Source organism: Bacteroidales bacterium (assembly GCA_018334875.1).
GTDB lineage: Bacteria > Bacteroidota > Bacteroidia > Bacteroidales > UBA12077 > JAGXLC01.
The window spans coordinates 1-4,536 of the sequence record JAGXLC010000323.1; the positions used below are offsets into that span (position 1 = coordinate 1).

5 protein-coding genes are annotated in these 4,536 nt (G+C 46.0%); 2 read left to right on the plus strand and 3 right to left on the minus strand.

What is annotated here, in order from left to right; genetic code table 11:
• The coding region (locus KGY70_17375) for a Gfo/Idh/MocA family oxidoreductase (protein ID MBS3776973.1) at positions 1-250 on the minus strand (250 nt) is incomplete at its 3' end.
• 168 nt (positions 251-418) lie between these two features.
• On the opposite strand from KGY70_17375, the gene KGY70_17380 reads away from it, so the two are divergent.
• Positions 419-811: a glycerophosphoryl diester phosphodiesterase membrane domain-containing protein gene (locus KGY70_17380; protein MBS3776974.1), complete on the plus strand. Its 393-nt coding sequence runs from the start codon at positions 419-421 to the stop codon at positions 809-811.
• Positions 812-1,011: 200 nt separating this feature from the next.
• On the opposite strand, the gene KGY70_17385 is transcribed toward KGY70_17380, so the two are convergent.
• Positions 1,012-1,407 carry a hypothetical protein gene (locus KGY70_17385; protein MBS3776975.1) on the minus strand — a complete coding sequence of 132 codons (396 nt, stop codon included), beginning with the start codon at positions 1,405-1,407 and terminating at the stop codon, positions 1,012-1,014.
• 207 nt (positions 1,408-1,614) lie between these two features.
• On the opposite strand from KGY70_17385, the gene KGY70_17390 reads away from it, so the two are divergent.
• On the plus strand, positions 1,615-3,669 hold the full coding sequence (locus KGY70_17390) for a right-handed parallel beta-helix repeat-containing protein (GenBank protein MBS3776976.1): 2,055 nt from the start codon (positions 1,615-1,617) through the stop codon (positions 3,667-3,669).
• Between the two features lie 217 nt (positions 3,670-3,886).
• Here KGY70_17390 and KGY70_17395 read toward each other — a convergent pair whose 3' ends face one another.
• Complete coding sequence (locus tag KGY70_17395) at positions 3,887-4,354, minus strand: DUF302 domain-containing protein (protein MBS3776977.1); 468 nt, start codon at positions 4,352-4,354, stop codon at positions 3,887-3,889.
• Between the last annotated feature and the right edge of the window lie 182 nt (positions 4,355-4,536).

Sequence of the window (4,536 nt, forward strand, 5' to 3'; positions counted from 1 at the left end):
CACTCAGGGTGTTGCGGTAATGCTCGGAGTGGGGGGTGGCTATGTATACCACATCGATGTCAGGGTCTTTTAGAAGCTGATCATAACCATCGTAAGACCTTGGAATTTCATATCTCCCGGCAAACGCCGCGGCCCGGTCCCTGGAACGGGAAGCCACTCCCATGATCTGGCCTTCATTTACATATCGATAATCCTCGGCAAACTTGCCGGCAATAAAACCGGTGCCTATGATACCCCATTTAATGCTCATCGTATGGATTTAGATATTCTGGAATTCATATGGATCTTCGTTCAAACGGCAATACATTTATCCACAAGTTCCTAAATTAACAAATCGTAGGGAAATTGTCCATCCTTTTTCCAGGAATTTCAAAACAAATCAAAGCTGAAACTTCTATGAGGGTTTGAAGTCAATGAGATGTTTAAAGGATTCACCAATTATATGAATGTGGTGCTGGCCGGTTTGCTTTCCGGAGCCCTCATTGGCATCGGGATATTCCTGTTCATCGTTCCGGGCATCATCCTGGCCTGTCGCTTTGCCTTTGTTCCGTACCTGGTGATGGATAAAAACCTGGATCCGGTAAAGGCCGTGGAGGATAGCTGGCGATTGACCAAAGGTTATGGCTGGCGCATTTTTGGTCTGGGTTTGCTATCCATATTGATATATATCGCCGGTTTGATGGTGATGTTCGTCGGCGTGCTCATTTCGATGATGTGGGTTCATGCCGCATTTGCCGCCATGTATCAGGGTGTGCTTGAGGAGCGCGGCGAGTATCGGGAGATGGCAGAAAACTCCAACAACCACGAGTAATTCCAATAAAGGGAGATTTTTTCATCCCTTTGCAGGTATTCTTGAAACCGGATGGCACACGGATGGGCCACCCTGATCGCAGGCACACTGCTGGTGTTGTCGCTCAGTTTTACCATTGTTTTTTATCAAACCTTTAAGGCTTCAAGGAACAACCCGGCCCATGCCCTTCGGTATAAATAGAGTCGATTGGCAACATCCGGTTATTCCTCTTGCTTTTGTTCCTGCAAATCGGTTTTGAACTGACCCCGGTCACTTTTTTTGATGTTCCGGGTACTTACCACATGACTTTTTTGGGTGTCCCTGATCTCAATAGTATCCAGCCTTTCGTCGAAGTTCACAGTCGTGTTCTTTTCCAGTTCGAATTCCTTTGTTCTGAATATGGTGGCATTGATCCGAAGTTTATTTCCGGTAAGGGCAGCATAAGGAACCAACATACCCCATAATCCGTAAAGAGCTACCAGCAGGGCAATCAGGAATTTAATCCCGTCATACAGCCAGACAAAATTTTCTATACGAAAGCTGTCGATTACTACGATCAAACCTACGATCAATACGAGGATGTAGATATCAGGTGTTCTTCTGTACTTCTTTTCCATAACGAGCCGTTTTTAATTCTCTATGCGCTTCCAGAACGATAGATAAATGCGATCCAACTACAATTTAACATAAATAGCTGAGAAAACAAAGCCATACAAAGATTAAAAAATCTGACCCACCTTTTGGTTTTTTACGTGTTAAGTGATAAGGGCCCTTTTATAAAAGCAGGGCTCCGTATTCGATTGTTAACCTAAAATGCAACAGTTATGTTTAAAAAGATTCAATTTCTGGCTGTATTAGCAGGGATGTTCCTGCTAACCTTGTCAGCCTGCGAAGAGTTGATCGATGAGACGAATGAAGAAGATCAGATTACCCTGGAAGCGGATGCGGGGATAGATTTTTCCGCTGAGGTTGGAGCACTTGTTCAGCTTGATGGAAGCAACTCCTCTTCATCTGAAGGTACTTTTACCTATTTCTGGGAATTCTCGAGTATACCATCGGAAAGCAATGCCCAGCTGGAGGATGCCACTACGGCGACACCTTCTTTTACACCCGATATTCAAGGGGACTATAACATTGAGTTGGTTATCACCAATGGGGGCCAGGAGGATTCTGATCAGGTAACTGTAAGTGTCTCAACTGCTTCACCTACTTCCATCGAAGTAAGCGGGGAGATTACTGAAGATATGGTATGGAAAGACCATATTTCGGATCCGGATATTCCTGATTATCACATTACCGGGCATGTATATCTGAATGCCCAGCTGCAGATTGAGCCAAACGTGCTCGTTCATGTTGATGAGGATAGGGGTTTTTATGTGAATGATCCAGGCACCTTTATCTCTGAGGGTACTGCTGCTTCTCCGGTTATCTTTGAGAGCTCCGATGCAGCGGCAGGTTTGCTCTGGAAAGGAATGAGAGTGAATTCCTCCAGTTCGTTGAATAAGCTGGAGCATACCCATATCCTTCATGCCGGCAACTCAGAAATCGGATTTTCCGGTCAGGATTTTACCACAGCCATTGGTATTGAAGGAGGAAAGCTTAGTCTGCTCAATACAACAGTTGAACAGAGCGGTGGTTATGGCCTGTTTTTACATAGCGGTGAATTAGACGGGTTCACAGAAAATGCCTTTATTGACAATACCCAGTATGGCATCCGCATCAATGCGGAACAGGCAGGTAAATTGGATGGAGGCACCTCATTTTCTGATCCCTCTTCAGCCGTACAAATTTATTCCTCCACCCTGGAAGCTTCCATGCAAACCACCTGGCCCGATCTGGCCGGTGATGCCCGGTATACGGTCAGCGGACATGTGAATTTGCAATCCCATCTGATCATCGAACCTGGTGCCTCCTTTGATTTTGAAGAGGATATTGCTCTCAGGGTCTATAGCAATGGTGTGCTGGAAGCCGATGCTGCCGAACAGGAGCGCATTGTATTCACCAGCAAAAGAGCTTCTTCCGGCATTTACTGGAAAGGCATTTATGTGAACAGCAACGATTTAAATAATCAACTCTCCAATGTGGAGATTTCCTTTGCCGGCAATAGTGAGTGGAATTTCAGCGGATATGATTATGCCGGAGCCGTAGGTATAGAAGATGGACAAATTGGCCTGGCGCAGACAACTATCAGCAACAGCAAGGCTTATGGAATTTACGTAAAAACAGGTGGTTTCGTCAGTTTCAGCTCCAACAGCTTTGAGGAGAATGCCGTGCCCATAGCTTTGATGGCCAACCAGGCCGGTATGATCGATGAAGCTACTACCTTTAGCAATAATGGATGGGACGGCATACACATCTATGGCAGTACCCTCACGGAAGAGGCTACTTGGATGAATCTTAGCGGTGATGCCCGTTATCGGATTACCGGTGATGTATACACCGATGCCGGGCTAACCCTGGACCCGGGGGCTCATCTGGCCTTTGATGAAGACCGGAAGCTTAAGATACAGGACACAGGTTATTTCGTGGCCGATGGTACAGCTACCGATGGAATAACCTTGACCTCCTCCAACGAAGCGGGCCAGATACGCTGGGAAGGAGTATGGATTGCTTCATCCGACGCCCGCAATAGCCTGAATTACGTGACCATGGATTATGCCGGCGGATCCGAGATGAATTTTGCCGGTCCCAATTATTTTACCGCCCTGGGCGGCGATGATGATGATTCACCCTATGTTTCGGTAACCAATTCTGTCATATCCAATAGCGGAGGATATGCCATTTATTGGGAAGGCGGAACCATCAACGATGCCACTTCCGCTGCAGCCAACAATACCTTCACTAACAATGCCGAGGCAAATGATGTGGTAATGCCTTAGGGTTTTTGGGTATCTTTCCGGGCGCCCGGCGGTCACGGACCGTTGAGCCCCGGAGAGATTTCCGGCCGGAAAGGAGCAGTCCCCTGCTCCTGCGTGAAATTAACCCTGTTAAGTGTGGTTTTATAAGGAATTTTACCAAAAACAGCTCTTAGGCTCCTTGCAGAGGAGCTTTAAGAGCTGTTTTCAAATGAGCTAAGTGTCTTTCTTTGCCGACTTTTCAGAGCTTCTCAAGCGCAGTTTTGAATCTTGAAGCAACTTCATCGGCAATCCCTTCCAGTTCAGGGTTATCCAGCATTTTCATCAGTTGTGAGGGGTTAACGGCAACAATTTCTGTCTTCCCACCACCAATATCTTTGACCAGTACCTTACAGGGGAGGAAAACCCCAATATTCTCTTCTTTTTGAAGGGTTTGCCAGGCAAATCCGGCATTACACGCTCCCAGAATGCGATAGGTATTCATGGTTTTACCCAGCTTTTCTTCCAGGGTTTTATGCATATCAATCTCTGTGACGATGCCGAAACCCTCGTCCTTAAGCGAAGCTTTCACCTGCTGGGTGGCTTCATCCACCGTAGCTGTGATGGTCCTGGAGAAATAAAACTTTTCCTTCTCGACGTTTTCCTGCGCCACGCCGGCGATGGTGATCATCACCATCAGCATACCTGTTAGAATCGAGTTCTTTTTCATAGGTGACATTTTTTAGATTAGGATACAATCATTACGCCAAAAGGTTCAAAGTATTAACATATGTCAATTTGTCGTAATGTTTTTTGTCATCTTTTTATTGTTTTTTATAGATGCTTAGAATTGCGAGACAGAAATTTTTCCACTGGCGATTGACCCTGGGAGATGAACATGTCCAATTTCGA